General features: G+C 64.4%; 1 pseudogene. It reads right to left on the bottom strand.

Going from position 1 to position 306, the window contains the following annotated elements:
- Nucleotides 1–295: pseudogene (locus tag MTX36_RS29550) on the bottom strand (HNH endonuclease); the annotation flags it as partial.
- Between the last annotated feature and the right edge of the window lie 11 nt (nucleotides 296–306).

The following is a 306-nucleotide window of genomic DNA, read 5'->3' as shown; positions in this document are numbered from 1 at the left end:
TCCCTTTGGGTGGAGACTCGCAGAATGCGGTGATCAGCGCGGCATGGTCGACGGTGAGGTCACTGGCATCGAACTGCGCCGCAATGGCGGGGAACGCTCGCAGGGCCACCCCGAGGGCAGCGATCTTATTTTCGGCGGCATTCTGCAACATCGTGTTCGCGGCCAGCCAGCGGCCGACACCGCGGTAACACAGCACTTGCTCGTCCGGATGAAGGGCTAACGCATCGACCGCGGCAACCCGGATGGCTTCCAGCCGTAGGATTTCCGCTGATGCCGTGATGGCGACTTCCCGCACGTCGCACGGCC

It is taken from the genome of Rhodococcus sp. ARC_M6 (assembly GCF_022810305.1).
Taxonomy (GTDB): Bacteria; Actinomycetota; Actinomycetes; order Mycobacteriales; family Mycobacteriaceae; genus Rhodococcus_F.
Note: the sequence above shows the minus strand (reverse complement) of the source record. Positions and strands in the feature narration are given on the sequence as shown.